Annotated in this window: 25 protein-coding genes; 14 read left to right on the top strand and 11 right to left on the bottom strand. The window is 63.6% G+C overall.

The window, feature by feature from the left end; genetic code table 11:
- Nucleotides 1-43 precede the first annotated feature (43 nt).
- The 3 genes from proC to BW970_RS16030 are packed head-to-tail and all read left to right on the top strand — an operon-like array spanning nucleotide 44 to nucleotide 2147.
- Nucleotides 44-856 carry a pyrroline-5-carboxylate reductase gene (gene proC, locus BW970_RS16040; protein ID WP_076533288.1) on the top strand — a complete coding sequence of 271 codons (813 nt, stop codon included), beginning with the start codon at nucleotides 44-46 and terminating at the stop codon, nucleotides 854-856.
- A complete protein-coding gene (locus BW970_RS16035; protein WP_076533286.1) occupies nucleotides 853-1188 on the top strand; it encodes a tRNA-binding protein in 336 nt (111 codons plus the stop codon). The genes proC and BW970_RS16035 overlap by 4 nt, the downstream gene beginning before the upstream one ends.
- 26 nt (nucleotides 1189-1214) lie before the next feature.
- Nucleotides 1215-2147 (top strand): 2-hydroxyacid dehydrogenase, encoded by a 933-nt coding sequence (locus BW970_RS16030; protein ID WP_076533413.1) that lies wholly within the window; start codon nucleotides 1215-1217, stop codon nucleotides 2145-2147.
- Between the two features lie 119 nt (nucleotides 2148-2266).
- Here BW970_RS16030 and trpE read toward each other — a convergent pair whose 3' ends face one another.
- The 3 genes from trpE to BW970_RS16015 all read right to left on the bottom strand — a co-directional run bounded on the left by trpE (nucleotide 2267) and on the right by BW970_RS16015 (nucleotide 6869).
- Nucleotides 2267-3772, bottom strand: a complete 1506-nt coding sequence (trpE, locus tag BW970_RS16025; RefSeq protein ID WP_083701324.1) for an anthranilate synthase component I — start codon at nucleotides 3770-3772, stop codon at nucleotides 2267-2269.
- Nucleotides 3773-3776: 4 nt separating this feature from the next.
- Nucleotides 3777-5618: a peptidyl-prolyl cis-trans isomerase gene (locus BW970_RS16020; RefSeq protein ID WP_076533284.1), complete on the bottom strand. Its 1842-nt coding sequence runs from the start codon at nucleotides 5616-5618 to the stop codon at nucleotides 3777-3779.
- Nucleotides 5619-5684: 66 nt separating this feature from the next.
- Complete coding sequence (locus BW970_RS16015) at nucleotides 5685-6869, bottom strand: aminotransferase (protein ID WP_076533282.1); 1185 nt, start codon at nucleotides 6867-6869, stop codon at nucleotides 5685-5687.
- A gap of 167 nt (nucleotides 6870-7036) precedes the next feature.
- Between BW970_RS16015 and argS the strand changes: the two genes are divergently transcribed.
- The 7 genes from argS to BW970_RS15980 all read left to right on the top strand — a co-directional run bounded on the left by argS (nucleotide 7037) and on the right by BW970_RS15980 (nucleotide 13849).
- Nucleotides 7037-8779 carry an arginine--tRNA ligase gene (gene argS, locus BW970_RS16010; protein ID WP_076533280.1) on the top strand — a complete coding sequence of 581 codons (1743 nt, stop codon included), beginning with the start codon at nucleotides 7037-7039 and terminating at the stop codon, nucleotides 8777-8779.
- Nucleotides 8780-8865: 86 nt separating this feature from the next.
- Nucleotides 8866-9735 carry an SPOR domain-containing protein gene (locus BW970_RS16005; protein ID WP_076533277.1) on the top strand — a complete coding sequence of 290 codons (870 nt, stop codon included), beginning with the start codon at nucleotides 8866-8868 and terminating at the stop codon, nucleotides 9733-9735.
- A 2-nt stretch (nucleotides 9736-9737) separates the two neighbouring features.
- Nucleotides 9738-10733, top strand: a complete 996-nt coding sequence (locus BW970_RS16000) for a glycoside hydrolase family 3 N-terminal domain-containing protein (protein WP_076533275.1) — start codon at nucleotides 9738-9740, stop codon at nucleotides 10731-10733.
- On the top strand, nucleotides 10726-11523 hold the full coding sequence (locus tag BW970_RS15995) for a segregation and condensation protein A (protein WP_076533273.1): 798 nt from the start codon (nucleotides 10726-10728) through the stop codon (nucleotides 11521-11523). The genes BW970_RS16000 and BW970_RS15995 overlap by 8 nt, the downstream gene beginning before the upstream one ends.
- A gap of 8 nt (nucleotides 11524-11531) precedes the next feature.
- On the top strand, nucleotides 11532-12164 hold the full coding sequence (gene scpB, locus BW970_RS15990; RefSeq protein WP_076533271.1) for an SMC-Scp complex subunit ScpB: 633 nt from the start codon (nucleotides 11532-11534) through the stop codon (nucleotides 12162-12164).
- 17 nt (nucleotides 12165-12181) lie between these two features.
- Nucleotides 12182-12394: a hypothetical protein gene (locus BW970_RS15985; protein WP_076533270.1), complete on the top strand. Its 213-nt coding sequence runs from the start codon at nucleotides 12182-12184 to the stop codon at nucleotides 12392-12394.
- A 141-nt stretch (nucleotides 12395-12535) separates the two neighbouring features.
- Nucleotides 12536-13849: a replication-associated recombination protein A gene (locus BW970_RS15980; protein WP_076533268.1), complete on the top strand. Its 1314-nt coding sequence runs from the start codon at nucleotides 12536-12538 to the stop codon at nucleotides 13847-13849.
- A 65-nt stretch (nucleotides 13850-13914) separates the two neighbouring features.
- Here the strand turns inward: BW970_RS15980 and purU are convergent, their stop codons facing one another.
- Together purU and BW970_RS15970 are read right to left on the bottom strand one after the other, a co-directional pair.
- Nucleotides 13915-14802 (bottom strand): formyltetrahydrofolate deformylase, encoded by an 888-nt coding sequence (purU, locus tag BW970_RS15975; protein ID WP_076533266.1) that lies wholly within the window; start codon nucleotides 14800-14802, stop codon nucleotides 13915-13917.
- A gap of 121 nt (nucleotides 14803-14923) precedes the next feature.
- On the bottom strand, nucleotides 14924-16549 hold the full coding sequence (locus BW970_RS15970; protein ID WP_076533264.1) for a CHASE domain-containing protein: 1626 nt from the start codon (nucleotides 16547-16549) through the stop codon (nucleotides 14924-14926).
- 213 nt (nucleotides 16550-16762) lie between these two features.
- On the opposite strand from BW970_RS15970, the gene BW970_RS15965 reads away from it, so the two are divergent.
- Entirely contained in the window at nucleotides 16763-18697 is a 1935-nt protein-coding gene (locus BW970_RS15965) for an AI-2E family transporter (protein ID WP_083701322.1), read from the top strand.
- 124 nt (nucleotides 18698-18821) lie between these two features.
- Here the strand turns inward: BW970_RS15965 and BW970_RS15960 are convergent, their stop codons facing one another.
- Nucleotides 18822-18995, bottom strand: a complete 174-nt coding sequence (locus BW970_RS15960; RefSeq protein ID WP_076533260.1) for a DUF1328 domain-containing protein — start codon at nucleotides 18993-18995, stop codon at nucleotides 18822-18824.
- Nucleotides 18996-19239: 244 nt separating this feature from the next.
- Here BW970_RS15960 and BW970_RS15955 point away from each other — a divergent pair, with 244 nt between their 5' ends.
- Genes BW970_RS15955 through BW970_RS15945 form a run of 3 tightly spaced genes read left to right on the top strand, consistent with a single transcriptional unit; the run spans nucleotide 19240 to nucleotide 20805 of the window.
- Nucleotides 19240-19662, top strand: a complete 423-nt coding sequence (locus tag BW970_RS15955; protein WP_076533257.1) for a hypothetical protein — start codon at nucleotides 19240-19242, stop codon at nucleotides 19660-19662.
- Nucleotides 19659-20084: a phage holin family protein gene (locus BW970_RS15950; RefSeq protein WP_076533254.1), complete on the top strand. Its 426-nt coding sequence runs from the start codon at nucleotides 19659-19661 to the stop codon at nucleotides 20082-20084. Before BW970_RS15955 ends, BW970_RS15950 begins: the two co-directional genes overlap by 4 nt.
- Nucleotides 20071-20805, top strand: a complete 735-nt coding sequence (locus BW970_RS15945; protein WP_076533252.1) for a hypothetical protein — start codon at nucleotides 20071-20073, stop codon at nucleotides 20803-20805. Before BW970_RS15950 ends, BW970_RS15945 begins: the two co-directional genes overlap by 14 nt.
- Nucleotides 20806-20885: 80 nt before the next feature.
- Here BW970_RS15945 and BW970_RS15940 read toward each other — a convergent pair whose 3' ends face one another.
- The 5 genes from BW970_RS15940 to BW970_RS20780 form a co-directional block, all read right to left on the bottom strand.
- On the bottom strand, nucleotides 20886-21083 hold the full coding sequence (locus BW970_RS15940) for a CsbD family protein (protein ID WP_076533249.1): 198 nt from the start codon (nucleotides 21081-21083) through the stop codon (nucleotides 20886-20888).
- A gap of 65 nt (nucleotides 21084-21148) precedes the next feature.
- Nucleotides 21149-22711 (bottom strand): phospholipase D-like domain-containing protein, encoded by a 1563-nt coding sequence (locus BW970_RS15935; RefSeq protein WP_076533246.1) that lies wholly within the window; start codon nucleotides 22709-22711, stop codon nucleotides 21149-21151.
- A 1-nt stretch (nucleotide 22712) separates the two neighbouring features.
- Complete coding sequence (locus BW970_RS15930; RefSeq protein ID WP_083701320.1) at nucleotides 22713-24461, bottom strand: sensor histidine kinase; 1749 nt, start codon at nucleotides 24459-24461, stop codon at nucleotides 22713-22715.
- Nucleotides 24458-25033 (bottom strand): RNA polymerase sigma factor, encoded by a 576-nt coding sequence (locus tag BW970_RS15925; RefSeq protein WP_076533243.1) that lies wholly within the window; start codon nucleotides 25031-25033, stop codon nucleotides 24458-24460. The genes BW970_RS15930 and BW970_RS15925 overlap by 4 nt, the downstream gene beginning before the upstream one ends.
- Nucleotides 25030-25191 (bottom strand): NepR family anti-sigma factor, encoded by a 162-nt coding sequence (locus BW970_RS20780; RefSeq protein WP_159441453.1) that lies wholly within the window; start codon nucleotides 25189-25191, stop codon nucleotides 25030-25032. The genes BW970_RS15925 and BW970_RS20780 overlap by 4 nt, the downstream gene beginning before the upstream one ends.
- Between the last annotated feature and the right edge of the window lies 1 nt (nucleotide 25192).

The raw sequence follows: 25192 nt of genomic DNA, 5'->3' as shown, positions 1-25192 counted from the left end.
GCCCCGATCCTCCTAGGCTGCGGCCATGATCAGGGGGAACCTCATGGACTTTGGCAAGATTTCCGAACGCGGGCTGGTGCTGCTGGGTTGCGGCAAGATGGGATCCGCGCTTTTGCAGGGCTGGCTTGCGGGTGGTTTGTCGCCCGATGCGGTCTACGTGATTGATCCCAATCCGTCCGACTGGGTTCTGGCCCAGGCTGTGCATGTGAACCAGCCGCTGCCTGAAAACCCGGCTGTTGTTCTTGTCGCGGTAAAACCTCAGATGATGGGTGGCGCCTTGCCGCAGCTCCAGTCCTATGGCGGGGGCAACACGCTGTTCGTTTCGGTTGCGGCGGGTACGCTCATTGCGTCCTACGAGGCCGTGCTGGGCGCCGCGACCCCGATTGTGCGCACGATGCCCAACACGCCGGCGGCGGTCGGCCGCGGTATCACTGCGATCTGTGGCAATGCCCATACGACCGCCGCCCATCTGGACACGACGCAGGCCCTGATGTCTGCGGTGGGGCAGGTTGTGCGGCTGGATGGAGAACACCAGATGGACGCGGTCACGGCTGTCTCCGGTTCTGGTCCGGCCTATGTCTTTCATCTGATCGAGGCGTTGGCGGCGGCTGGTCATGCGCAGGGCCTGGCCCCCGATCTTGCGATGCAGCTAGCACGCGCGACGGTGTGCGGCGCCGGCGAACTGGCATATCAGGCAAGCGAAACCGCCGCGCAACTGCGCATCAACGTCACCTCGCCCGGCGGCACCACCGCCGCCGCGCTGGAGGTGTTGATGGACGCGGAGACCGGATTCCCGCCATTGTTGCGCCGCGCCGTTCAGGCGGCGGCGGACCGGGGGCGGGAGTTGGGCAAGTGACGATCACCTACGACGACTTTGCCAGGGTGGATATCCGTGTTGGCCGGATCACCAGGGCGGAACCCTTTCCCGAGGCCCGCAAGCCTGCGATCAAGCTTTGGGTCGATTTTGGCGGCGATCTGGGGGAGAAGCGGTCATCGGCCCAACTGACCCGGCATTATGACCCCGACGGGCTGATCGGGCGGCAGGTTCTGGCCGTGGTCAACTTTCCGCCCCGGCAGATCGGCAAGGTCATGTCCGAAGTGCTGGTTCTGGGCGTGCCGGATGCCGAGGGAGAGGTGGTACTGATTGCCCCTGATCAGGCGGTTCCGAATGGAGGAAAGCTGTTTTGACCCCCAAGCTTCTGATCTCGCGCACCATGCCTGACCGTGTCGTGACGCGCGCGCTTGCTCGCTATGATGTGACGCTGCGCGAAGATCTCGATCCGCTGACCGAGGCGCAAGCACTGGCCGCGCTGTATGACCATGACGCGGTGCTGACCACGCTGGGCGATGCCTTTACCGCGACTGTCTTTGCGCAGGCTCCGGCACCGCGCTGCCGGATCCTTGCGAACTTTGGCGTTGGCTACAACCATATCGCGGTGGCTGCGGCAAAAGCGTCGGGCGTCGTGGTGTCGAATACGCCGGGCGCAGTGACAGACGCCACCGCCGATATTGCGCTTACACTGATGCTGATGACGGCCCGGCGTGCGGGCGAAGGCGAGCGGCTGGTGCGCTCGGGTGGGTGGAAAGGTTGGCAACCGACACAGATGCTGGGCCAGCACATCACGGGAAAGCGTCTGGGAGTCGTGGGTTTCGGGCGTATCGGCAAGGCCATTGCTAGGCGCGCGCATTTCGGATTCGGCATGGAGATCATGTTCTTCAACCGCTCGACCGTCGAAGATCCAGGTATGCCCGCAACGCAGGTGGCCAGCCTGACCGCCCTGATGGCTGGCTGTGACGTGGTCGTGGTCGCGGTGCCGGGGGGTGCTGCAACGCATCACCTGATCGGGTCCGAGAGTTTGGCCGCGATGCAACCTCATGCCATCCTGATCAACATTGCCCGTGGCGATGTGGTGGACGAAACCGCGCTGATCGACGCCTTGCAGCAGCGTCGTATCGCGGGGGCCGGGCTGGATGTCTATGAGCACGAACCGCTGGTTCCACCGGCCCTGCTTGCCTTGGACTCGGCAGTGCTGTTGCCCCATCTTGGCACCGCTGCGCTGGAGGTGCGCGAAGCCATGGGCCTGATGGCGCTAGACAATCTTGACGCCTTCTTTGATGGGCAAGAGGTGCCGAACCGGGTGGCCTGACCCCGACAGACGGGTTTTGCCACAGGGCTGATGCCCCGGCGGGGATGTCTGTATCAGAGCGAAGGGCAAGGACGCGCCTTGCCCGCTTCACGATGCGTCAGATACCCGACGGAGGCGGGTCAGTTTCCGCGCCGGGTGAACATCCCTGCGTCCTGCGCTGCGCGGCGCAGGGCATTCGATTTGTTGACGGTTTCCTCGAACTCTGCCTCAGGGTCACTGTCATAGACCACGCCGCCACCTGCCTGGATGTAGAGCGTTTCGTCCTTGAGAACGGCCGTGCGCAGGGCGATGCAGAAATCCATCTCGCCATTGGCGGCGAAATAGCCGACGCCCCCCCCATAGACGCCGCGTTTTTCAGGCTCCAGCTCGTCGATGATTTCCATGGCGCGCACCTTTGGCGCCCCCGAGACAGTGCCAGCAGGCAGCCCCGCGAGAAGAGCCGAGAGCGCATCTTCATCGTCGCGGATCTGGCCGACCACGTTCGAGACAATGTGCATGACGTGGCTGTACCGTTCGATGATGAATTGCTCGGTTGGCCGCACCGTGCCGATCCTGGCCACCCGTCCCACATCGTTGCGGCCCAGATCCAGCAGCATCAGATGTTCGGCCAGTTCCTTGGGATCTGCCAGAAGATCCGCCTCCAGCGCAGCGTCGTCCTCCGGGGTCGCGCCACGCTTGCGGGTTCCGGCGATGGGGCGGATGGTCACTTCGCCGTCGCGCAGACGGACGAGGATTTCAGGGCTGGCACCGACCACCTGGAATCCGCCGAAGTTGAAGAAGAACATGAAAGGTGACGGATTGGTGCGTCGCAGCGAGCGATACAGCGCGAAGGGCGGCAGCGAAAAATCCATTGCCCAACGTTGCGACGGAACGACCTGAAAGATGTCGCCCGCGCGAATGTAGTCCTTGGCCTTGGTCACGGCGGCCTTGTAGGCCTCGGGCGTGAAATTCGACCGCAGTTCGCCGACCTTTGCCGCCTCTCCCAGATCGCGCTGGGCGGGGGGCGCGCGGTCCAGATCACGCAGCGCATCCATCACGCGCTCCGCCGCCTGGGCATAGGCTGCGCGCGCCGACAGGCCGGAGCCGACCCATGCAGGGGCGACAACCGTGACCTCTCCCTTGACGCCATCCAGCACGGCCACGACGGAGGGCCGCATCAGCACCGCATCCGGCAGGCCCAGCGGGTCGGGGTTCACGTCCGGCAGCCGTTCGACCAGCCGGATCATGTCATAGCCAAGATAGCCGAACAGGCCCGCCGCAATCGGGGGCAGATCCGCGGGCATGTCGATGGCGCTTTCCGCGATCAGGGCGCGCAGCGTGGTCAGCGGATGACCGTCAAGCGGTTCGAATGCGGTGACATCATACCTGGCCTGCCGGTTGATGCGGCTTGTCTGGCCGTGGCACTGCCAGATCAGATCGGGCTTCATGCCGACGACGGAATATCGCCCGCGCACCTCGCCACCAGTCACCGATTCCAGAATGAAGGTGTCCGATCTCGCCTCGGCGAGTTTCAGCATCAGCGAGACGGGCGTATCCAGATCTGCCGCCAGCCGGGCATAGACGACCTGATTGCGCCCGGCGTTCCAGCCAGCCTCGAATGTCGCAAAATCCGGTATCAGGGTCATGATGTCAGCGCATTTGCGAGTGGACAGCGGCGATTGCGCCTTCGTCGAGGGTGATCTTGGCCCGTTGCTCCAACGCGCTGGCGAACAGGGCAAAGGCGTCTTGCCCCAGTTCCTGCCCTTGGCGCATCTTCAGCATCTGCTTCCACTGCTCGGCTTCGGGTGTGGAATGGTCGGCAGCAAGAATCCGGTCCAGACGGATCAGGCCGACGAAATCATCCGTCACCACCGGCGCGACCTCGTCCGTTTCAAGGTCGAACACCTGTTGGACCAGATCGGCGGGGGCGGCGTCGATCCGCCCGCCGCGAGGCATGGCCTGCGCGACCTCGACAATGCCGAAGGCGCCCATGGCCGTTCCTGCGCCGACCTGCGCCTGAACCTCGGCAAGGCGGGCGGCAAGGGCCTGTTTCAGGGCATCGGTGAGGGCTGCCTCGGCCACCTGGCTTGCGACCTCGTCATAGGGCCGCAAGGCAGGCGCGAGGATCTCGTCCAGCCGCATGGCCACGAGACTTCCGTCATCAAGTTCGATCACCTGGGGAAAATCCCTGTCGGTGATCTTTGCAGCTTCGTCGCGGAAGCGGGGATAGGCGGCTATGCCGTCGGTCGTGCCGGGTTCCATGTCGATGGTGGCCAGCACAAGACCGGCATTCCCGGCCAGATCTTCCAAGGTCGCGCCGCCAGCCAGAAGATCGTCGATCTCATTGACACGGGTGCGGATCTGCCGGCGTGCCGCATCCAGCGCGAATTCCGACGTCAGCGCCTCTCGGGCCTCGTCAAAGGTGACTTCATCCGCAGCGAGAATTCCGTTCATGCGGAACAGCGCCGGCCCCAGTGGTGACGGCAGCGGTCCGATGATGCCGGGTTCGGCCATCTCGAAAATCGGATCCCCGGCCGCGCCCAGATCTGCTTTGGCAATATCGCCCATGTCCACGTCGTTCAGCGTCAGGCCGCGCTCCTGGACCAGCGCCTCAAAGCTGATCTGCCCGGCATCCAGCCGGTTGCGGGCCGCAGTGGCGGCATCGTCATCCGAAAACACCAGACGTTCCAGCAGGCGGCGTTCCGGCTGAACGAATTCGTTGATCCTTTGGTCGTAGAGCTTGCGCAGTTCGGCCTCATCCACCGGGACCACCTTCGCCACATCATCGGCAAGCAACGCGGCATAGGTGATGCGGCGGGTCTGCGGGCGGGTGAACTGGTCCGGGTGAGCGTCGTAATAGGCGCGGAGCGCAGCATCGTCCGGTTCTGCAAGCGGGGCCTCAAGATCGGCTTCGGTCAGGCGCAGGACAGAGAAACTGCGCCGTTCCTCGATATAGTCATAATAGGCCGCTGCGGCAGCGTCGGATCCGGCAAAGCCGGTGGCGACGGCTGTTTGCAGCAGGCTGCGTGACAGATCGCGCCGCGTCTGCGTTTCGAACTGCGCCTCTTTCCAGCCATTGTCCTGCAATGTCATGGCATAGGCTGTGCGGTCAAAGCTGCCTGACATGTTGTGAAAGGCCGGGATTGCGCGGATTTCCTGAGCAAGCCGCGCATCGCCGACCGAGATACCCAGCCGTGCCGCTTCGGCGTCGAGCACCGCAGTGGTCACAAGTCGCTGGCGAACCGATGCATCAAGCCCCATCGCCAAAGCTTCGGCAAAGCCAAGCGGGCGGCGCACTTGTGCCGACAAGGCGTTCAGATCGTTGCGCAGGGCGCGGAAGTAATCTTCGGTCGAAATGTCCTGCCCCTCGACCGTCCCGATGCGTCGCACCGAGCCACCGAAGTTCGTGATCCCGAATCCGCCAAGACCAAGAATCAGCATGGCCATCAGGATCCAGACCAGAACCTGCCCCGTCTTGCCGCCAGCCGCCATGCCCGCCTCCTGCGCCCTGAAAATACTGGTGCCTGTCTAAGGGCAGCGGAAGGCCGGGGCAAGCGTTCAGCGCAGCGTCAGACGCAGGTTTGAAAGTCGGTTGAACAGCGTGGCGATGCCCGCGGCATCGACATTTGCAAAGGCGATCCGCATTTGCCGGGCGCCTGCCGGGTCGCTGTCGGGCATGAACATCGTTCCGGGCAGCATGAGCACCGCCTGCTGCCGGAGGATTTCGCGTGCAACCTCGGGCGCGCTGGCCGCAAACGGGTGCTCAGCATAGGCGAAATAGGCGCCACATCCCAGCAGCCGCCATCCCTCCAGCGCCGGAAATCCCGCAACCATTGCGGCGCGGCGCGACAGGATCTCTGCCCGTTCACCCGAAACCCATTGGCCAAGGTTCCGCATTCCCCAAAGGGCGGCGATCTGGCCCAGTTGGCCGGGGCAGATGGCAACGGTGTCGAGGAACTTTTCCACCTCGGCCAGCCGCGCCGCACTCGCCAATATGGCGCCAACACGGTGGCCTGTCAGGCGATAGGCCTTGGAAAAGCTGTAGAGATGGATCAACACATCCGACCAGTCGGGATCGGCAAACAGATCGTGCGGCCGGCCGTGGCGGCTGTCGAAGTCGCGGTAGGTTTCGTCCAGGATCAGGGCCAGCCCGTGGGCACGGCACAGATCACGAAAGGCGGCCAGGGTCTCGGCCGGGTATTCGGCGCCGCCCGGATTGTTCGGGCTGACCAGCGCGATGGCGCGGGTGCGGCTGGTGATCAGCGCAGCGGCCCGGTCCGCTTCGGGGATCAGGCCGGGGCCGGTTGCCAGCGGCACGGAAACGACGCCCTGCATGTCCAGCCACATCTTGTGGTTGAAGTACCATGGGGTCGGCAGGATCACCTCGTCCCCTGCACCGGCGATGGTCGACATAACGGCGCAAAACGCCTGATTGCAGCCCTGGGTGATGGCCACCTGCTGCGGATCGACGCGTCCGCCATAGGCAGAGGACCATTGTTGCGCGATCTCTGCCCGCAGTTCGGGCAGGCCCAGGACCGGGCCATACAGATGCGCGGCATCGTCGGTCAGTGCCGCATCTGCAATGGCCTGTCGCAGGCCCAGCGGGGGCGGATCCACCGGGGCCGCCTGGCTGACGTTGATCAGGGGCAGGCCCGCAGGCAGGGGTGTTTCCGTAAGCCACCGCCGGGCTTCCATCACGGGCGGGGCAAATGTGGCGGCCATCGCGGGGTTGAGCGGATGCATCGGGGTCTCCCTTACTGCGCCGTACACTGGCCAATGCTTCGGATCGCCGCAAGTGGCCGCAGCAAAGATCTGATGGCATTGATCCGCCCGGCGAGCGCTGGAAGGCAAGCCCCGTTGCCCTGACGGCTGGCGCAGGTTAAACCCCGCACATCCCGAGGAAGCAGATCATGAACCTGTTCGATGAATTCCGCGCCGCCGTGCTGGCCGCGCTTGACACGCTGGAAGCCGAAGGAATGCTGCCTGCCGGCCTGGACCGCAGCAATATTGCGGTGGAGCCACCGCGAGATGCGGCGCATGGCGATATGGCCACCAATGCCGCGATGGTGCTGGCCAAGCCGGCCGGCAAGGCGCCCCGCGTCATTGCCGAGGCACTGGCTGCGAAACTGGCAGCCGACCCGCGTATCGCCAGCGCCGATGTGGCAGGGCCGGGCTTTCTGAACCTGCGGCTGTCACCCGATGTCTGGCAGGCGCAGATCGCAGTCATTCTGAAGGCCGGGGCCGACTACGGCCGCTCGACCGTCGGGCAGGGCCGCAAGGTGAACGTGGAATTCGTTTCCGCCAATCCGACCGGCCCGATGCACGTGGGCCATGTCCGCGGCGCCGTCGTGGGCGACGCACTGTCGAACCTGCTGGCCTTTGCCGGCTGGGATGTGACGCGCGAATATTACATCAACGACGGCGGTGCGCAGGTGGATGTGCTGGCCCGGTCCGCCTTTGAACGCTACCGCGAGGCCCATGGTCTTTCGCCCGAGATCCGCGAGGGGCTGTATCCCGGTGACTACCTGATCCCTGTCGGGGAAGCGCTGAAGGAGAAATACGGCGACACCCTGCTGGACAAGGGCGAACAATACTGGCTGGCCGAGGTGCGCGACTTTGCCTCCGACATGATGATGCAGATGATCCGCGAGGATCTGGCGTCCCTTGGCGTCTCGATGGATGTCTATTCCAGCGAGAAAGCCTTGTACGGAACCGGCAAGATCGAGGCGGCGTTGACCGAACTGCGCTCGCGCGGTCTGATCTACGAGGGCGTGCTGGAGCCGCCCAAGGGCAAGACGCCCGAAGACTGGGAGCCGCGCGAACAGACCCTGTTCCGTTCGACGGCCCATGGGGACGACGTGGACCGCCCGGTGATGAAATCGGATGGCTCCTGGACCTATTTCGCCCCTGACATTGCCTATCATTATGACAAGGTGAAGCGTGGCTTTGACGAGCTGATCGACATCTTCGGCGCGGATCATGGCGGCTATGTCAAGCGGATGAAGGCGGCTGTTGCCGCGCTGTCCGATGGCAAGGTGCCGCTGGACATCAAGCTGATCCAGTTGGTCAAGCTGTGGAAGAACGGTGAACCCTTCAAGATGTCCAAGCGCGCGGGCACGTTTGTAACGCTGCGCGACGTGGTCGAACTGGCGGGGGCCGATGTCACCCGTTTCATCATGCTGATCCGCAAGAACGACGTGGCGCTGGACTTTGACTTTGACAAGGTGCTGGAGCAGTCCAAGGACAACCCGGTCTTCTATGTGCAATATGCGAATGCGCGCGTGCATTCGGTGTTGCGCAAGGCGGCGGACTCTGGTGTCGCGGTTGACGATGCGGCCTTGACCGGGGCCGATGTATCGCTGCTGGCCCATCCGGCAGAGCTGGCCATGATCGCAAAACTGGCCGAATGGCCGCGTCTGGTGGATATTGCGGCCCGTGCGAACGAACCGCATCGCGTTGCCTTTTACCTTTACGAACTGGCCTCCGACTTCCACGGGTTGTGGAATCGGGGCAATGACGAACCATCCTTGCGCTTCGTGCAGGAGGATCCGGCACAGACGCAGGCGAAAATCGCCCTTGTCCGGGCCACGGGCGTTGTCATTCGCGCCGGTCTTGCTATTCTGGGGGTCAAGCCGGTCGAAGAAATGCGCTGATCACAGGCGCCGCGTCCGGCATGACACAGGCAAGCGCGGGGGCAATCCCGTGACGCGCGGGGCAGCCCGCGCAGGCGGAGCAGGACATGGCGGAAGCGAATTTCAATGAATTCGTGGCCGGGGCGCACGCGCCCCGCGCGGCGATGGGCCGGTTATTGAACATTGCCGGTGCGATCTCGACGATCATACTGGTGGGCGGCGTTGCGGTTTGGGGCTATCGGCTGGCGGTGCGCGATGCCAATGGCGTGCCGGTGATTCAGGCGATGGAAGGGCCGATCCGTGTGGCGCCCGATGATGCAGGCGGCAAACTGGCGGCGCATGTGGGTCTGTCGGTCAACCGTATCGCGGCAGAAGGTGCCGCAGGCGAGGTGCCTGACCAGATCACGCTGGCAGACCCCCCCATCGGGCTGGAGCCTGACGACGCGCCGGGCATTGGTGCAGAGGCGCCCGAGCAAGTGACCGAGGCGGATACCCTGGCCCGCACCCTGGCACTTGCCGACGAGCTTGCCCGCCAGGCTGCGGCCGAAATCGCCGCAGAGGACGCGATGGCCGCAGATGACAGCCCACCCTTGCCCGGAAACGTGGTCCAGCGGTCGCCGCGCCCCATGCCACGGCCTGGCGCGGCGGACGGCGTGATCACGAACACCACCCGCGTTTCGGCCCAGGCGCCCGTCGCCACCGAGATCGACCCGTCGACGCTTGCGGCGGGGTCTCGCCTTGCGCAGATCGGCGCCTTTGACGATATCGACAGCGCCCGCAAGGAATGGACGCGCGTGGCGACCCAGCATGTTGCCCTGTTCGAGGGCAAGAATCGTGTGATCCAGCCTGCCAATGCCGCTGGCCGCACCTTCTATCGCCTGCGGGTGCAGGGTTTTGACACCGAGGATGATAGCCGCAGATTCTGCGCTGCCATCGAGTCCGGGGATCTGCGCTGCAACTCGGTCACTGTGCGGTGAGCATGGTTTCGGCCGTTGTACTGGGGGTCCAGGGCCTGGAACTTGGCCGCGACGAGGCCGCGTTCTTTCGCGAGACCGCGCCTTGGGGGTTTGTCCTGTTCGCGCGCAATGTCGAGACGCCCGATCAGTTGCGCCGCCTGACCAGCGACTTGCGCGCCGCGGTGGGGCGCGATGCGCCGGTGTTCGTTGATCAAGAAGGCGGGCGCGTGCAACGCCTGCGTGCCCCCTTGTGGCATGAATATGCGCCCCCGCTGGATCAGGCGCCGTTCGGCCCGGCAAGTTTTCATCTGCGGGGGCGGATGCTGGCGGCGGAACTGCGGGCTGTGGGCATCGACGGGAATTTTGCCCCCTGCGCCGATCTGGCCTGGCCCGAGACCCACCCGTTCTTGCGAAGCCGCTGTATGGGCACCTCCGTGCCCGAAGTGACGGCCAACGCACGTGCGCTGGCGGATGGACTTTTGATGGGGGGCGTGCTGCCGGTGATCAAGCATATGCCCGGTCATGGCCGGGCAACACAGGACAGCCATCTGGAGACCCCGCTGATCGACCAGTCCCGCGCCAACCTGGAGTCGAGCGATTTTGCCCCGTTCAAGGCGTTAACCGACCTGCCGCTTGGAATGACTGCACATATCCGGCTGCCATTCCTGGGGGATCTCCCGGCCACGATGAACCCTGCCGCCCTGGCGATGATGCGGGACGATTGGGGGTTCGGCGGCGCCATCATGACCGACGATATTGGCATGGGCGCCTTGAGCGGGCCGATCCGCGACCGCGCGGCATGTGCGATTGCTGCGGGCTGTGATCTTGTGCTGCACTGCAATGACGCGATCCTTGGGTTCGCACAGGCGGCCGAGGGCGCGGGCCGCCTTTCGGGTGCGGCGCGTGTTCGATGTGAGACGGCCCTGAAAGCGCGTCGCGCGCCGGAAAACGTTGACTTTGCCGCGCTTGCCGCCGACCTTTCGGCCATGATCGGAACAACCGCCCACCACCATGGCTGACCAGCCGTCGCTCGACTTTCCCGAAGGCCCGGCGCTGTCGGTGCCTGACCGGCTGGCGGCCGAAGCCCTGATTGTGGATGTGGACGGGTTCGAAGGCCCGCTTGACCTGTTGCTGACGCTGTCACGCAGTCAGAAGGTGGATTTGCGAAGGATCTCTGTGCTGCAACTTGCGGAACAGTACCTTGTCTTTGTCACCCGTGCCCGTAGCCTGCGCATCGAACTGGCTGCGGATTACCTGGTGATGGCGGCCTGGCTGGCCTATCTGAAATCGCGCCTCCTGCTGCCCCCGGATCCCGAGGACGAAGGCCCGAGTGCCGAAGATATGGCCGCCCATCTTGCCTGGCAGCTAGAGCGACTTCAGGCCATGCGCGAGGCGGCGGCCAACTTGATGGCGCGCGATCAGTTGGGGCGCGACTTCTTTCAGCGTGGTGCGCCAGAGGCGTTTTCGCACATCCGCAACTTGCGGTATACCGCCACGCTTCTGGATCTGATGCAAGCCTATGCCCGGATCCGGACCCGCGACGAATTCCGCCCCTATGCGTTCGATCGCAAGAATGTCTACACGATGGAACAGGCGCTGGACCGATTGCGCGGAATGCTCGGATATGCCGGCGACTGGGTCGCGCTGATGGACTTTCTGCCTGACGACTGGAAAGGAGAGCCAGCCCGGCGGCGCTCGGCCACCGCAGCGCATTTTGCGGCGTCTCTGGAACTCGCCAAACAGGGGGCAGTGCAGATACAACAGGCAGAGACCTTCGCGCCGCTTCGGCTTCGGATGAAACCCCTGTGACGGATCGCATGGCTGACGATGCCCCCTCGCTGTTTGCCGCCCCCCCGATGGGCGAGCAGGAGCGCATGGTCGAAGCGATCCTGTTCGCATCGGTCGCGCCCATGACGGTGCCCGAACTGGCCCGCCGGATGCCGACCGGCTGCGATCCCGCCGAGGCGCTGGCCTATTTGCGCCGCCGCTACGAAGGGCGAGGGGTGCGGGTCGTTCGTATTGGCGATGGCTGGGCGTTTCGAACCGCGCCGGATCTGGGCCATCTGATGCAGCAGGAACAGGTCGAGACCCGCAAGCTGTCCCGCGCCGCGATCGAGACCCTGGCGATCATCGCATATCACCAGCCGGTCACGCGGGCCGAGATCGAGGAAATTCGCGGTGTCGCAGTGTCTCGTGGTACCATCGACCAGCTTCTGGAACTTGAATGGATTCGCCTTGGCCGTCGCCGTATGTCGCCAGGACGCCCGGTGACATTCGTCGTGACGGATCAGTTTCTGGACCATTTCGGTCTGGAATCCTCTCGAGATCTGCCAGGATTGCGCGAGTTGCGGGCAGCAGGCTTGCTGGATGCCCGCGCCATGCCCGGCACAGAACCGTTGACCGAGGACGATGCACCCGACACCGGGCAGACCGAAATGTTCGAGGATTAGAACAGAGGGAGAGCGCCATGGATACGAACCGATTTTTCACGATGCTAAGCCGCATGTTTTTTCGTCGCGCGACAAACTGGGGTGTCCGCAAGGGGATCGACATGGCGGCAGGCAAGGGCAAACCCGCCGCGCAGATGTCCACTCAGGAGCGTGACATGGCCCGCAAGGGGCGCGATGCAGTGAAGCTGGCGCGCAAGTCGGCGCGAATTACCCGGCGGCTTGGGCGCTGAGCCGACCGAGGGCTTTGTGGCGGATGTCGCAGCGGGGGTTTTGCACCCCCGCACCCCCGCAGGGTATTTCTGCAAGGTGAAGCATAAAGAGCGGCTTCGGGTCCACTGGTCGCGCGCGCATAGTCGGCGTATCGTGCGCGGATGACCGATCTGTTCGACTCCGCTCCCGACTCTGCCGCGCAGGCGCCGCGTCCGCTGGCCGACCGGCTCCGGCCGCATCAGTTGTCTGACGTGATCGGACAGGAAAAGGTGCTTGCTGCCGATGGGCCCCTGGGCGCCATGCTTGCGGCGGGAAGCCTGTCGAACCTTGTTCTCTGGGGGCCGCCAGGGGTGGGAAAGACCACCATTGCCCGTCTGTTGGCCGAAGGCAGCGATATGGCCTTTGTCCAGATCAGCGCCATATTCACTGGTGTGCCGGAGTTGCGCAAGGTGTTCGAGGCGGCCAGGCTTCGGCGTGCTCAGGGGCGCGGCACGCTGTTGTTCGTGGACGAGATTCACCGCTTCAACAAGGCCCAGCAGGATGGATTCCTGCCGTATATGGAAGACGGCACCATCACCCTGGTCGGGGCGACCACCGAGAATCCGTCGTTTGAACTGAACGCCGCGCTCTTGTCGCGTGCGCAGGTGATGGTGCTGGAGCGCCTCAGTCTGGCCGATCTGGAACGACTTGCGCAGCGCGCGGAAAAGGAACTTGGCCGTGCCCTGCCGCTTACCGCAGAGGCGCGCGACGCGCTGCTGGAGATGGCGGACGGCGATGGCCGGGCTTTGCTCAATCTGGTGGAGCAGGTGGCAGCGTGGAAAACCGCGACATTGGATCGTGACGGGCTGGCAACGCGCCTGATGCGCCGGGCGGCAAAATACGACAAGTCAGGTGAAGAGCATTACAACCTGATCTCGGCATTGCATAAATCGGTGCGTGGATCAGATCCTGACGCCTCCCTGTACTGGTTTGCCCGGATGCTGGAAGGCGGTGAGGATCCGCGCTTCCTTGCCCGCCGTCTGACCCGTATGGCGGTGGAGGATATCGGCCTTGCGGATCCGCAGGCACAGGGCATCTGCCTGGATGCCTGGCAAACCTATGAACGGCTGGGCAGCCCGGAGGGGGAGTTGGCGCTGGCCAATGCGCTGGTCTATCTCGCGCTCGCCCCGAAGTCGAATGCCGCCTATACCGGCTACAAGGCGGCGCGGGCTCTTGCACGCGACAGCGGCAGCCTTATGCCGCCAAAGCATATCCTCAATGCTCCCACAAAGATGATGAAGGGTCTCGGCTACGGTGACGGCTATGCCTATGACCATGACGCTGATGATGGGTTTTCCGGGCAGAACTACTTTCCCGACGGGATGAAGCGCCCTGCGCTGTATGTTCCGGTCGAACGCGGCTTCGAGCGGGAATTGCACAAGCGCGTGGACTGGTTTGCCAAGCTGCGGGCGCGTCGTCAGGGCGGCCAGGCGTGACGTGGCGCATTCATCTTGCCAAAAATACCCATGCGACGCTCGAAATCGGAACAGGTGTCAGGGGGTCAGCCCATCCGCTCCGATGCATAAGATCCTGGTGAGGCGGGGAAGACCACGGTCTTGTTGCCATTGATGAATGCGCGGTGGTGGATATGGGCATGGACCGCGCGCGCCAGAACCGACGATTCCACTTCGCGCCCCAGCGAAACGTAGTCCTCTGGCGATTGCGCATGTGTGACGCGAACGGTGTCCTGTTCGATGATCGGGCCTTCGTCCAGATCGGCGGTCACATAGTGCGAGGTGGCCCCGATCAGCTTCACTCCGCGGTCGAATGCCTGTTTGTACGGGTTCGCGCCCTTGAAGCTGGGCAGAAAGGAGTGGTGAATGTTGATGATCCGCCCTGACATTCTGCGGCACATGTCGTCGGACAGAATTTGCATGTAGCGCGCGAGCACGACCAGCTCTGTCCCGGTTTCCTCGACCAGGGCCATCAGGCGGGCCTCTGCTTCGGGCTTGCTGTCTCTCGTGACCTTGATGTGGTGAAAGGGGAGGTCGTGATTCACCACCAGTTTCTGATAGGTCAGGTGGTTCGATACCACGCCTACGATGTCCACGGGCAGCGCCCCGATGCGCCACCGATAGAGCAAGTCATTCAGGCAGTGGCCAAAGTTGGACACCATCAGCAGCACTTTTACCGGGACCGCGCCATCATGGATTGCCCAGTCCATGTTGAATTTGTCCGCGACAGTGCCAAATCCTTCGCGCAATTGCGCTAGTGTCGCGCCGGTCTCGGAGTGAAACGAGATGCGGGCGAAAAAGCGGCCCGTGGCCGGGTCGTCATATTGCGCGGAATCGGTGATATTGCAGCCTTGCCTTGCCAGATATCCTGAAACGCCTGCCACGATTCCGCGGCGGGATTCACACTGTATGGTCAGGACGTTTGCGGCGGTCATGGTCAAGGTCCGGCTGGGAATATGTGCGAAGCGATACGGAAGCGTTCCCGCAGGGTCAACACGCCATTCCTGGCCGCAGTGCCCGGTCGGTCCGCTGACAGGAATAGCCGTCGTGCAGGGTCTACGCTTTCCTGTTGCGCGGAGCGGGCTGGTCAAAGGGCACGGTGATCGTGACGGTCAGGCCCTGGCTGCCGAACTTGCGTTCGATCGTGCCGCCCAGCTCCAGCCGAATACAGCTGTCGATCAGCTGGCTGCCGAACCCCTTGCGTTCAGGCTCTGATATGGTGTCGACCGTGGTTTCGGCCCAGACCAGCCGGAGCATCTGGGTCCGTCCGATGCGCTGGACCTGCCACGTGATGGCCAGCTTCCCGCCCAGGGCTGCGCCGGCGCCATATTTCAGCGCGTTGGTCGCGAGTTCGTGAACCGTCAGGCCGAGGGCCTGGGTCTGGGTTGCGTTCAGGCGGATGTCTGGCCCGTCAAGCGTTACCCCGGCATCGGCATCGCCATAGATTTGTTTCAGTTCGACAGAAACGAGCGTGTAAAGATCGGCCCCTTCGGTAGCGGAGCGGATCAGCAGGTCCTGGGCCTGTGCCATGGATTGCAGGCGCTGGGTCATCGAGGTGACGAAGGCTTCCTTGCTGTCGGCCTGCCTGCCTGCCTGACGGGTCATGGCCACGACGCGCGCCAGAGCATTTTTCAGCCGGTGGGACATTTCGCGCAGATGCAGATCCTTTTCCTGCAAGCTGCGCTGTTGCGCCTGCGCAAATTCGCGGTTGTGCCGGATCGAGGCCGCGAAACCCTGAACCGCCAAGGCAATCAGCGCCGACAGCAGCAGCGAAACGGCGCCAACGATCATTGTCAGCGGCCAGCGCGAGAATAGCCCCGATGCGTCGTTCCGGCGGCCCGAGAATTGCCACTTGCGGCCCGCAATGGTGGTTTCGACCGTGGACAGGATCGTGTCGGCATCTTCCAGTTCGGCGAAGGTGGCGCTTTGGTAAAGCACAGGGTCTGGAAAGCTCGCGTCGACCACGCGGATCGCGACGGGACTCGCACCACCCAGACCGATGGATTCGAACAGACGGCCCATTCGGACCGGGGCATAGACAAAACCCGGCTGCGCGCTGCCTTCTGTTCCATCCATGAACAGGTAGATCAGGGCGCCAACCTGCTGGTCTGCGGTGATTTCTTGGACAAGCTTGACCGGACCGGAAATGATCGGCTGGCCGCTGTCCATCGAGGCCCGCATCGCAGCCTGCCGCATGGGCTCGGAGTACATGTCATAGCCAATAGCGGCGAGGTTGCGGGCGTCTGCCGGTTCCAGCAGCATGATTGCGGTATGCAGTCCCGGCGCGCGCTCTGTCGGCCAGAACACGCGCTCGGGGCCGTAGTCGCGCCGAAGCCGCTCCAGCATCTGGGCTTCGGTTGCATCGCTGATGATCTCTGCCAGACCCAGGCCGTGTATTCCGTCAATGGCCCCTGCGTGGGCCAGGCTTTCGACATAGCGCGCAAAGCGGTCCCTGGGCATATCCGCCGCCGCGCGCGTCCCAAGGTAGGACCGCGTGGCCATGAGCACCGTCGAGACCCGGTTGACCCGTTCGCTTACAAGGTCGGCGACGTCGGTGAGTTCACGTTCCAGCTTTTCGGTGGCGCTGGTCACTTCGTGACGATGCACCAATCCGGTGATGCCCGTTCCCAGCCCCGCGGCGATCAGGAACGCGAATGCAGGAATGTGAAGCTTCCTCAACATGGATTGGACCTGACCGATCTGGCCAGATCGCCCCATGCGGTGGCCACGGGCGCGACACTATCCGCCCCAACCATTGCGGGAAAGGGGCAAATGCGGTTCAACCTGCTGATCTTGCAGGGTTGACGAAGGGTTACCTCCGGCCGGGAACCCAAAGGCCGGGATGTGCGTTTCCCCATGTTAGCGCACCGTTGAGCGCAGGTGAGGAGAGTTCGCATGGGTCTCGAAGCAGTGCCTCGGCCACCCTTCCAGCCGGGGCAGGCTGCCATGCATGACAATGCCCGGCGGCGCATGACGTTGACGACGCTGATCGTTGCCAGCCTTATCGCGGCCATCCTGCATATCGGGGCAGAGATCTTCCTTCCGCTTGCGTTCGCGGTTGTCATCACATTTGCGCTGTCGCCCGTCGTGACCTTTCTGCGCAATCGCGGGTTGCCTAATCTGGTGGCGGTTCTGGGGGCAGTCACGGTGACTTTCGTGGCCATCGGGCTGTTCATGCTGGTGGTGGCGGCGCAGGTCGGGACGCTTGCGCGCGACCTTCCGACATTCCAGGCGAACATCGTCACCAAGCTAGACAGCGTGCAGGACAGTGGCGACGGGACGGGTGTCATTGCCCGTCTGACCCGGATGATCACGGAAATCGGCGATCGCATCAATGCCGGTTTGCCCGAAGATCCCGATGCCGAGGCCCCCCAGCCGGTACAGGTGAAGGTGATGAGCGATCGCAACGCCTTCGAGGTGTTGCGAGATCTGGTTTTGCCATTGATCGGCCCGGTTGCCACCGCGGGCCTGGTGATTGTTGTCGTGATCTTCATGTTGTTGGAGCGCGACGAATTGCGCGACAGGCTGATCCGTCTTGTGGGGACAAACGACATTCACAAAAGCACCCAGGTGATGGAAGATGCGGGAAGCCGCGTCGCCCGCTATCTGCTGATGCAGCTTCTGGTGAACGTGATTTATGCGGTGCCGATTGGCCTGGGGCTATGGGTGATCGGCGTGCCCAATGCCGTGCTCTGGGGCATGTTGACGCTGGTCCTGCGCTTTGTTCCGTATGTCGGGTCGATCATGGCGGCGGTCTTTCCGCTGTTCCTGGCCATTGCCGCATCGCCCGATTGGTCCATGCTGTTGTGGACCGGGGCGCTGTTTCTGGTGATCGAGCTGATCACATCGAACATCATCGAACCATGGCTCTATGGCAGCGGAACCGGGGTAAGCCCGTTGGCGATCATCGTGTCCGCGATCTTCTGGACCTGGATCTGGGGGCCCATGGGGCTGGTGTTGTCCACACCGTTGACTGTGTGTCTGGTGGTGTTGGGGCGGCATATTCCACAGTTCGAAGTGTTCAATATCCTGTTTGGTGACGAACCCGTTCTGGCGCCGCATTCGCGGCTGTATCAGCGCCTGCTGGTCGGTGATGTCGTCGAATCCACCTTTCGTGCCGAGGAGGCGCTGGAGGAACAGTACCTCTCCGATTATCATCGAGATGTGGGGATTCCCGCGCTGTTGCTGGCCCAGTCCGATTATGAGCGTGGCATCGTGGACAAGGATCAGGAGTTGCGCATGGCCGCGGCTGCCATGCGTTTCCTTGATGAACTGGATGCGGTTGTCGTCGAGGAGCTGGAAGAGGCAAGCGCGATGGAACAGGCGGCCGATCGCGCTGATCGCCCGACAACGAATGGCGGATCGCAGGGGCGTGGCCATACCCTTGTCAGCATCGGTGGTCAGTCAGAGCTGGATGACGTCGCCGCCCGGATGCTGGCGCAGGCTGCCCGTGCCGAGGGGGCAGAGGTCACGTCGCTGGTGCATGTGGATCTGGCACCCAGCAGGTTCTCTGCCGTGACCAGTGTCGGCGCGGGATGTGTCGTCCTGAATTTCCTTGATTCAAAACCGCCGCGGGTGGCGCTGCTGCATATCCGCCGGATCAAGCGCGCTGCGCCGAAGATGCGGGTTGGTGTCGTCATCTGGCAGGCCAGCCCGGACATGGACGATGCCGATATGGGCGCGGAGGCGCGCGGGATTGGCGCCGACTTCTGTGTTGGTCGCATGGAAGACGCATTGCGCGAGGCATTTTCCGATGCGGATCCGGTCCCCTTGCCAGAACCACTGCGCAGCCCGGTGCGCAAACGCGCGCGGATCCGCGCGGCCGTCTGATCCCCGGATCGGGCTGAACCCCCTTGGCAACCGAACATGGCGCCAAACGAAAACAGGGCCGCAGGCATTGCCTGCGGCCCTGTGCAACCGTGGGACAGAACGGTTGCGGGGTGCGGATCAGGGGTCAGACTGGGGGACGACCCTTGACCGCGCGGGCGACCAGCGAGATCACGAAGAGGATGATGAAGATAAAGAACAGAACCTTGGCAATGCCCACCGAGGTACCGGCGATGCCGCCAAATCCAAGAACACCGGCGATCAGTGCGACGACAAGAAAGGTGATGGCCCAACCAAGCATGATGTTTCTCCTTTTACCCTGGCGCGACTGCCGCGCCCAACCTTCATGCTGGACCAACTCCGACATATGATGCGGGTTCCCTTGCCCTGCCCATTTTGTCGCCGGGAACCATAAGGGCCTGATCTGCGTTCTGTCTGTGCTGGTGTCGCGCGCTTGCACGTTCCCGATCGGCGCATGGCTGACCCGAAGTGGCCATGCTAGGATTGCGCGCTGCACCAGTTCATTTCATGTGCAGGAGAATATCATGAGCACTGCGACACGGAACCTTAAGAAGAACCTTGATGATACCCGCGAGTCGGCGAAGCGCAGCGCAGGCTCGGCAGCCGAATCCATTTCCGAGGCGGCAACATCGGTCCGCGATGCTGCCGCAGAGCGTGTGTCGGACGCGCGCGACACCTTGTCGGAAACGAGTGACCGGCTGGCCGATACCCTGCGTCGCGCTGCGGATCGTGCCGATGTCCACGCCATCAAGGATGGGGTCGTGGCTGCGGTCAGTTCCGGTGTTGCGGCAACGGCGGGTGCGCTGCGCGAGCGCAGCGTGGCAGATATCGCCCGCGATGTTCAGGAATCGGCCCGTCGGAACCCCGGCCTGTTCATCGCAGGCGCAGCGGTGCTTGGGTTTGCGTTCGCGCGGCTTCTGAGCGCCTCTTCGGAGCGTCGGCAATGAATGACAGCAAGGACGCGCGCGGCCCCCTGCCTGCTGCGGCCTTGGCTGCGGTGCTGGCCGCCGTGGCAAAACTGATCACCGACGAGATTGCCTTGCTCAAGGCAGAGGCCGCGCGGGCCGCTGCCGATGCGCGCCGGGCGCTGGTGCTGATGGCGATTGCCGCCGTGCTGGCATTGGTTGCTTTGAACATGCTGGCCGGAGCGGCGGTGCAGGGGCTGATAGCGGCTGGCCTGCATCCTGGTTGGTCCATGCTTGCTGTGGGTGTGGGCCTGCTGGCGCTGGCCTTAGGATATGTCCAGGCGGCCCGCTGGCGGCTGCGCCGGCAAAATCTTGCGCCATGGCGCAGTGAGCGCAGCCTGCGCCGCAATATGGCGGCGCTTGGCGGTGGGAATGGAGAGGGCCGGGACAATGTCGATCACTGAAACCATCGACCTGATCGAAGCCGAACTCGATGCAGACCGGCAGGCGCTGTTGAACGCGCTGACGGACCTGCGCGGAAGCATGACCATGCGTGGCTTTGTCGCGCAGGCGATGGAGACGGCGAGCACCCATCCGGTGCCGGTTGCGACGGCTGCCGCCGGGCTTGGGTTGATGGCGTTTCGGAAACTCAAAGCCGACGATGACCCGAAACCGGCCCCGCCCTCTGCCGAGCTACCGGCATGGATGGCCAAGGCCGATACGCTGCGTGCCAGGGCTGGCGGAATGCTGGCGCAGATCGACCTTGCCTTGCAGGATGGCCGCATTCCGAGATCCGAGCTTCTTGCCCGCCGCGAAGAGGTTTTGGCGGCGTTGACCGTCGATGTCCGCGCCGCGCTCGGCAGTGGCCTCGACGGACTGTCCGGCGCCGACCGTGCCAGGGCCATGGCGCAACGCGAGGTGGATTATGCCGCCCATCTGGGGGTGGCTGACGCCGGGGATGATGCGGGCGCCGACGGGGGAAACCCTTTGGCCATCGCTGCCGCAGTTGCCGCAGTGGGGGCGGCTGTTGCCCTGCTGATGCCGCGCACCGAACTTGAGGATCGCCTGATCGGCGATGCGCGCACCCGCCTGCTGAATGACGCCCGGCGACTGGTGCAAGCCGAGGCGCATCGTTTCGGTGATCTTGGGCAGTTGGTGATGGCCGTGCTGAGCAAGTCGAGGTGAGGGCCCGGCGTGCTTTCTGATCAGACAAGAAAAGCCCCGCGCCATCGCGCGGGGCCTTGCAATTCGGAGTGTGGACCGGATCAGAACTTTTTGGCCCAATCATCGACCTTGCGTTCGGCATCTTCCTTGCTGTCGCCGTACTTTTTCTGAAGCAGTCCGACCATCTGGTCACGCTTGCCGGCGACACGGTCCCATTCGTCATCCGTGATGTCGCCCCACATTTCGCGGGCCTTGCCTTTGAATTCCGTCCAGCGCCCCGAGATCTGATCCCAGTTCATGGCATGTCCTTTCTGCTTTCGTGTCATATGCTTGTACAACGCCGCAGAAGGTGGATGGTTCCGCCCTATAGCATATCGTCCGGCAAAAGGGGAAAGGCTTGTCCGAATTTCTCGGCTGCCTTGCGATCATAGGGCAGGATAAAGCCTTGCCGCTGCTCGGGGGGACGGCGCGCATTGGCCAATGCCAGCCCGGCCCATGACTGCACCGCCGTCTCCATGTTGAAGAAGCGATCCGGCGCTCCTTCGGGCAGCCAGTGCGCCATCGCGCGGCGCCGAAGCATGGCGACATCTGCGCCTTGGGACAGGACCAACCCGGCCTCGGTGTCCCAACGCAAGCTGCGCCCGTTCAGATTGGCGGATGAAACAATCGCCGCGGTCTCGTCGAACACGCTCAGCTTGGCATGGATATAGACCAGCGGTGCGCCCCGGAGTTGTTCGCGCCCGCGCTGCGAGGTGCGCCGTGGCTGCGCCGCGCCGCCCACAAACAGCCGGTGGCCGAAGCCCCGCTTGAGAATGCGCAAGGCGCGCGCCTGAAGAAACTCGCCCAAACGGGCATCCACGCCGTCCGCCCCATGAAAGGCAACGTCGTCGGGCGCGGCGGGCAAGATCAGGATAAGGTCAAGTCCAGGGGTCTTGCGCCCCGCATCCGCCAGGGCCTGGGCAAGTTGCCGGTCACGGAAATACTGGGTTTCAAGGTAGACCAGCCGCTCTGCCTTGGCGGCAAGCGCATGGTGGGCCTGTGCGATTTCGGCAATCGCCGGGGCTGGCCCGACGCGCATCACCGCAGCGGGAACGGCGCGCGACAGGGTTCGCACAAACCGCAACCCGTCCCGGTCCGGTGCTTGTGCAACCGGATCTGATCGCCCTGCGACGGCATCAAGAAAATTCTCCAGATGCGCCAGCGCATCAGCCACCACCGGCCCTTGCACCATCAGTTGCAGGTCATGCCAGGTTTCATGCCCCGGCCTGTCGTGATCCGGTGTGTCAAAGCGGCGGTCGTCCAGATCCAGCCCGCCAATATACAGGCGTTTCCTGTCGAATACGGCCAGCTTCTGGTGATGGGTCGCAGGGAACAGCATTGGCGGCGGCAAGGCGCTTGCACGCAGTGGCATCTGGTCGGGCTTGGTTAGAAGTGCGCGAATTCCCGGCAAATCGCGCAGCAGTGCGATTCTCCCTCCGTCCGGTTGCTCTGAAACCCAGGCGAGTGCCCGCATCAACCTGGATCGAACCACAGGCCAGAACATCGCGCGCGGGATCGGTCCGCTTATGGCCGAATGCATTGCGGGCACGATTTCCAGCCGTGCCTTTGGCCCCGCCAGTTCCGCCGCCGCCACGAACATACGAACGGAACGCCAGGAGCCACGATGCAACTGCGGGCGGGCGATAGGATCGAAATCGCTGAGAACGAGGCGCACGGACACGCCCCTGCGCAAGGTGTGAAGCAGCAGATCGAACCATGTGCGTCCAATCGCGCGGGCGGCATCCGAGTGCAGCGAAGTCCGCAGATCGAAGATTCGGAATCCGGCGGTAATTTCCGATTGAGCCTCCAGAAAGGCACGTTCAAGCACCGGAAATGCTTCGGCGGCGGTCAGCAGAACCTGCACGCGCTCCTCGACCGAAGGCGCCATGTCATCCGCCCTCGTCCGTTGACTCCGGGTTTCTGGAACCCTGGCGGATGGTGAACGCCACTTGGAACCCCAGCAATTCGCCATCTTCCGAGAAATCGGCGTCTCCGTCCAGTTGGCGGACAAAGCTGCGGATCAGCCGCGAAGCGATCACATCGGGGGCGCCACCACCCGTTCCGGTAAGCCGGACCCGAGCCGAGGGCGGGCCCGATACCGACAGAACGGCGTTTCGGTTCGAATCCGTATCGAGATGCACGCGGATCCGCAGGGCTTCGTCGCCGGCTGCGCTGGCCAGGAACGCGGCCATAACCTCGGCCAGCAGCAAGGCCAGCGGTACCGCTTGTTCGGTGGTCAGGGGAAGCGGCCGCAAATCCTGCTCTATCATTGTTGTGCGCCCGCTGCGGGAATGCAGCCCCTCGACCTTGGCGATCACATCGCCGATCAATGCGCCCACCTCGACCTCGGGGCTGCCCGCAATGCGATACAGGCCAAGGTGTACTGTCGAGAGACTCATCACCCGCTCCAGCAGATGTTCCAGTACCTGACGCACGGTGTCGTCCGGGTTCTCGCGCAGGTGCATTCGCAGGATCGAGGCGATCAGTTGCAGGCTGTTGCCGGTGCGGTGGTGAACTTCGCGCAGAAGCTCGGCCTTCTGGTGGAGCAGGTTTTCCAGCTCGGCTTCGTCGCGCAGGATGGTGTCCGTCATCGCCGCGTAGACATGCGAGAGTTCGGCTATTTCTGCCGGTGGATCATCCAGATCGGGGTGCGGCAGGTTGCGCGCACCGGCGGCAAAGGCCGACATCGCGCGAGACAGGCTGCGCACGTGGCGGATCACCAGACGCTCGGCCGCGAAAGCCGCAGCCAGAAGCCCGGACAGGATGAGCAGCCCGGCCAGAAGCCATGATGCGATGGAGGGATCTATGAATGTATTCTGGTTTGCCGGGGACCATACGCCCAAAAGGAAAAGCTCCGATGTGATCGGAGCGACGGAAAAGATGCGATGGTGCCCGCCCGAGCTGTGGTCGGCAAAGGTCTGCGCGCCGGTACGCGCCAGCGCGGCGAGTGATCCGCCTGCCGGAAGCAAGGCGCTTGCAACATCCAGATCGACCGAATGGGTCAGGATGGTGCCATCCTTGTCAAAGGTGATGAGGGCAACCGGCGTTTCCTTCAGGGTGTCGCGTGCCGAAACACTGGGCGCCACAATCGCCTGATGCGGGACAGAGATGGCGACAAGACCGATCTGGTTTCCGCCAGGGCTGAACACCGGATGGCTGGCGCCCAGTACGGCATAGCCCGAAACCGGCCCGGAGGGGTTCAGAACCAGCCTTGGGTCCGACTTTTCTGCCAGGCGTGCAAAGAAGGGATTGCCGGAAAAGTCGTGAGTGCGCCCGCCGGACGCGCATTCCATCTGCCCGGACAGCGAAATATACGCAATCAACGAGAATTCTGGATAGGCACTCGCGGCATCGTCCATCATTCGGATACAGGTTGGCGCGTCGTCCAGGACACGCGGCATCATTGCACCCAGTGTGCGCGCCAGGGTCTGCGCAGTGCCGATCAGCTTGATTTCCTGCTGGGCGGCCTGCACGGTTCGTGCCATGGCCGCGCGGGACAGGCTGTCCGATGCCTCGCCCACAAGGTCACGCGTCTGCAATCCGGCCAACATGGCCAACGGCAACAAGGCAACCACATTCACAATGGCAAGGCGCCGGAGGAGACCGGCGCCAAACTTGCCCAGGCGCACTGCGCTCATGCGGCGATGACTGTGGACGGACGGCTGAGAACGGCCGCAGTAGCCCCGTCTGCGCGGGGCAGCATGTCTTCGCCTTCCGCCAGGCCCATGAGTTCCGCCAGCCGCTTGCGGGCCCGGCTTGCCCGGCTTTTCACGGTTCCAACGGCAACCCCCATCATTTCAGAGGCTTCTTCGCAGCTATAGCCCGAGGCGCCGACAAGGATCAGAACCTCCCGGTGTTCCGGTGAAAGCTTGTCGAAGGCGCGCTCGAAATCCTTGAAGGCCAGCCGTCCATCGTGTTCCGGTTTGTCGAATTGCGCGCCCGCGTGCACGCCGTCAGTGTCCTGCACCTCGCGCCGGGTCTTGCGCAGTGACGAATAGAACGTATTGCGCAGAATGGTGAACAGCCAAGCTTCGAGCTTGGTTGCGGGATCGAACTTGTCCATGTTGGACCAGGCTTTCAGGATGGTTTCCTGAACAAGATCATCTGCCTGCGCACCATTGCGGCACAGGCTGAGGGCAAACGCCCGAAGGCTGGGCACCATCTCGACCAGGCGGTCACGCGGATCGGCCGTCACCTCGGGGGCACTCATTTTTGAGTCTCCTTTGCCTTCAACTGGGCAAGCAGTTCGGTAAAGCGATCAGGAACCGCATCCGAAAGTGCCTCGTGGTAGACACGCCTCAGATTCTCGTCGATCTGCGCCTTGATCGCGGGTGATTTTGGTCCGTTTCCGGGTTGCGCGGGTTTCATG

The sequence above is a fragment of the Gemmobacter megaterium genome, assembly GCF_900156815.1.
Classification (GTDB): Bacteria; Pseudomonadota; Alphaproteobacteria; order Rhodobacterales; family Rhodobacteraceae; genus Wagnerdoeblera; species Wagnerdoeblera megaterium.
Note: the sequence above shows the minus strand (reverse complement) of the source record. Positions and strands in the feature narration are given on the sequence as shown.

Coding starts and splice junctions, on each gene's coding strand:
- proC (WP_076533288.1), top strand. CDS start 44: ATGGACTTTGGCAAGATTTCCGAACGCGGGCTGGTGCTGCTGGGTTGC.
- BW970_RS16030 (WP_076533413.1), top strand. CDS start 1,215: ATGCCTGACCGTGTCGTGACGCGCGCGCTTGCTCGCTATGATGTGACG.
- trpE (WP_083701324.1), bottom strand. CDS start 3,772: ATGACCCTGATACCGGATTTTGCGACATTCGAGGCTGGCTGGAACGCC.
- BW970_RS16020 (WP_076533284.1), bottom strand. CDS start 5,618: ATGGCGGCTGGCGGCAAGACGGGGCAGGTTCTGGTCTGGATCCTGATG.
- BW970_RS16015 (WP_076533282.1), bottom strand. CDS start 6,869: ATGCATCCGCTCAACCCCGCGATGGCCGCCACATTTGCCCCGCCCGTG.
- argS (WP_076533280.1), top strand. CDS start 7,037: ATGAACCTGTTCGATGAATTCCGCGCCGCCGTGCTGGCCGCGCTTGAC.
- BW970_RS16005 (WP_076533277.1), top strand. CDS start 8,866: ATGGCGGAAGCGAATTTCAATGAATTCGTGGCCGGGGCGCACGCGCCC.
- BW970_RS16000 (WP_076533275.1), top strand. CDS start 9,738: ATGGTTTCGGCCGTTGTACTGGGGGTCCAGGGCCTGGAACTTGGCCGC.
- BW970_RS15995 (WP_076533273.1), top strand. CDS start 10,726: ATGGCTGACCAGCCGTCGCTCGACTTTCCCGAAGGCCCGGCGCTGTCG.
- scpB (WP_076533271.1), top strand. CDS start 11,532: ATGGCTGACGATGCCCCCTCGCTGTTTGCCGCCCCCCCGATGGGCGAG.
- BW970_RS15985 (WP_076533270.1), top strand. CDS start 12,182: ATGGATACGAACCGATTTTTCACGATGCTAAGCCGCATGTTTTTTCGT.
- BW970_RS15980 (WP_076533268.1), top strand. CDS start 12,536: ATGACCGATCTGTTCGACTCCGCTCCCGACTCTGCCGCGCAGGCGCCG.
- purU (WP_076533266.1), bottom strand. CDS start 14,802: ATGACCGCCGCAAACGTCCTGACCATACAGTGTGAATCCCGCCGCGGA.
- BW970_RS15970 (WP_076533264.1), bottom strand. CDS start 16,549: ATGTTGAGGAAGCTTCACATTCCTGCATTCGCGTTCCTGATCGCCGCG.
- BW970_RS15965 (WP_083701322.1), top strand. CDS start 16,763: ATGGGTCTCGAAGCAGTGCCTCGGCCACCCTTCCAGCCGGGGCAGGCT.
- BW970_RS15960 (WP_076533260.1), bottom strand. CDS start 18,995: ATGCTTGGTTGGGCCATCACCTTTCTTGTCGTCGCACTGATCGCCGGT.
- BW970_RS15955 (WP_076533257.1), top strand. CDS start 19,240: ATGAGCACTGCGACACGGAACCTTAAGAAGAACCTTGATGATACCCGC.
- BW970_RS15950 (WP_076533254.1), top strand. CDS start 19,659: ATGAATGACAGCAAGGACGCGCGCGGCCCCCTGCCTGCTGCGGCCTTG.
- BW970_RS15945 (WP_076533252.1), top strand. CDS start 20,071: ATGTCGATCACTGAAACCATCGACCTGATCGAAGCCGAACTCGATGCA.
- BW970_RS15940 (WP_076533249.1), bottom strand. CDS start 21,083: ATGAACTGGGATCAGATCTCGGGGCGCTGGACGGAATTCAAAGGCAAG.
- BW970_RS15935 (WP_076533246.1), bottom strand. CDS start 22,711: ATGGCGCCTTCGGTCGAGGAGCGCGTGCAGGTTCTGCTGACCGCCGCC.
- BW970_RS15930 (WP_083701320.1), bottom strand. CDS start 24,461: ATGAGCGCAGTGCGCCTGGGCAAGTTTGGCGCCGGTCTCCTCCGGCGC.
- BW970_RS15925 (WP_076533243.1), bottom strand. CDS start 25,033: ATGAGTGCCCCCGAGGTGACGGCCGATCCGCGTGACCGCCTGGTCGAG.
- BW970_RS20780 (WP_159441453.1), bottom strand. CDS start 25,191: ATGAAACCCGCGCAACCCGGAAACGGACCAAAATCACCCGCGATCAAG.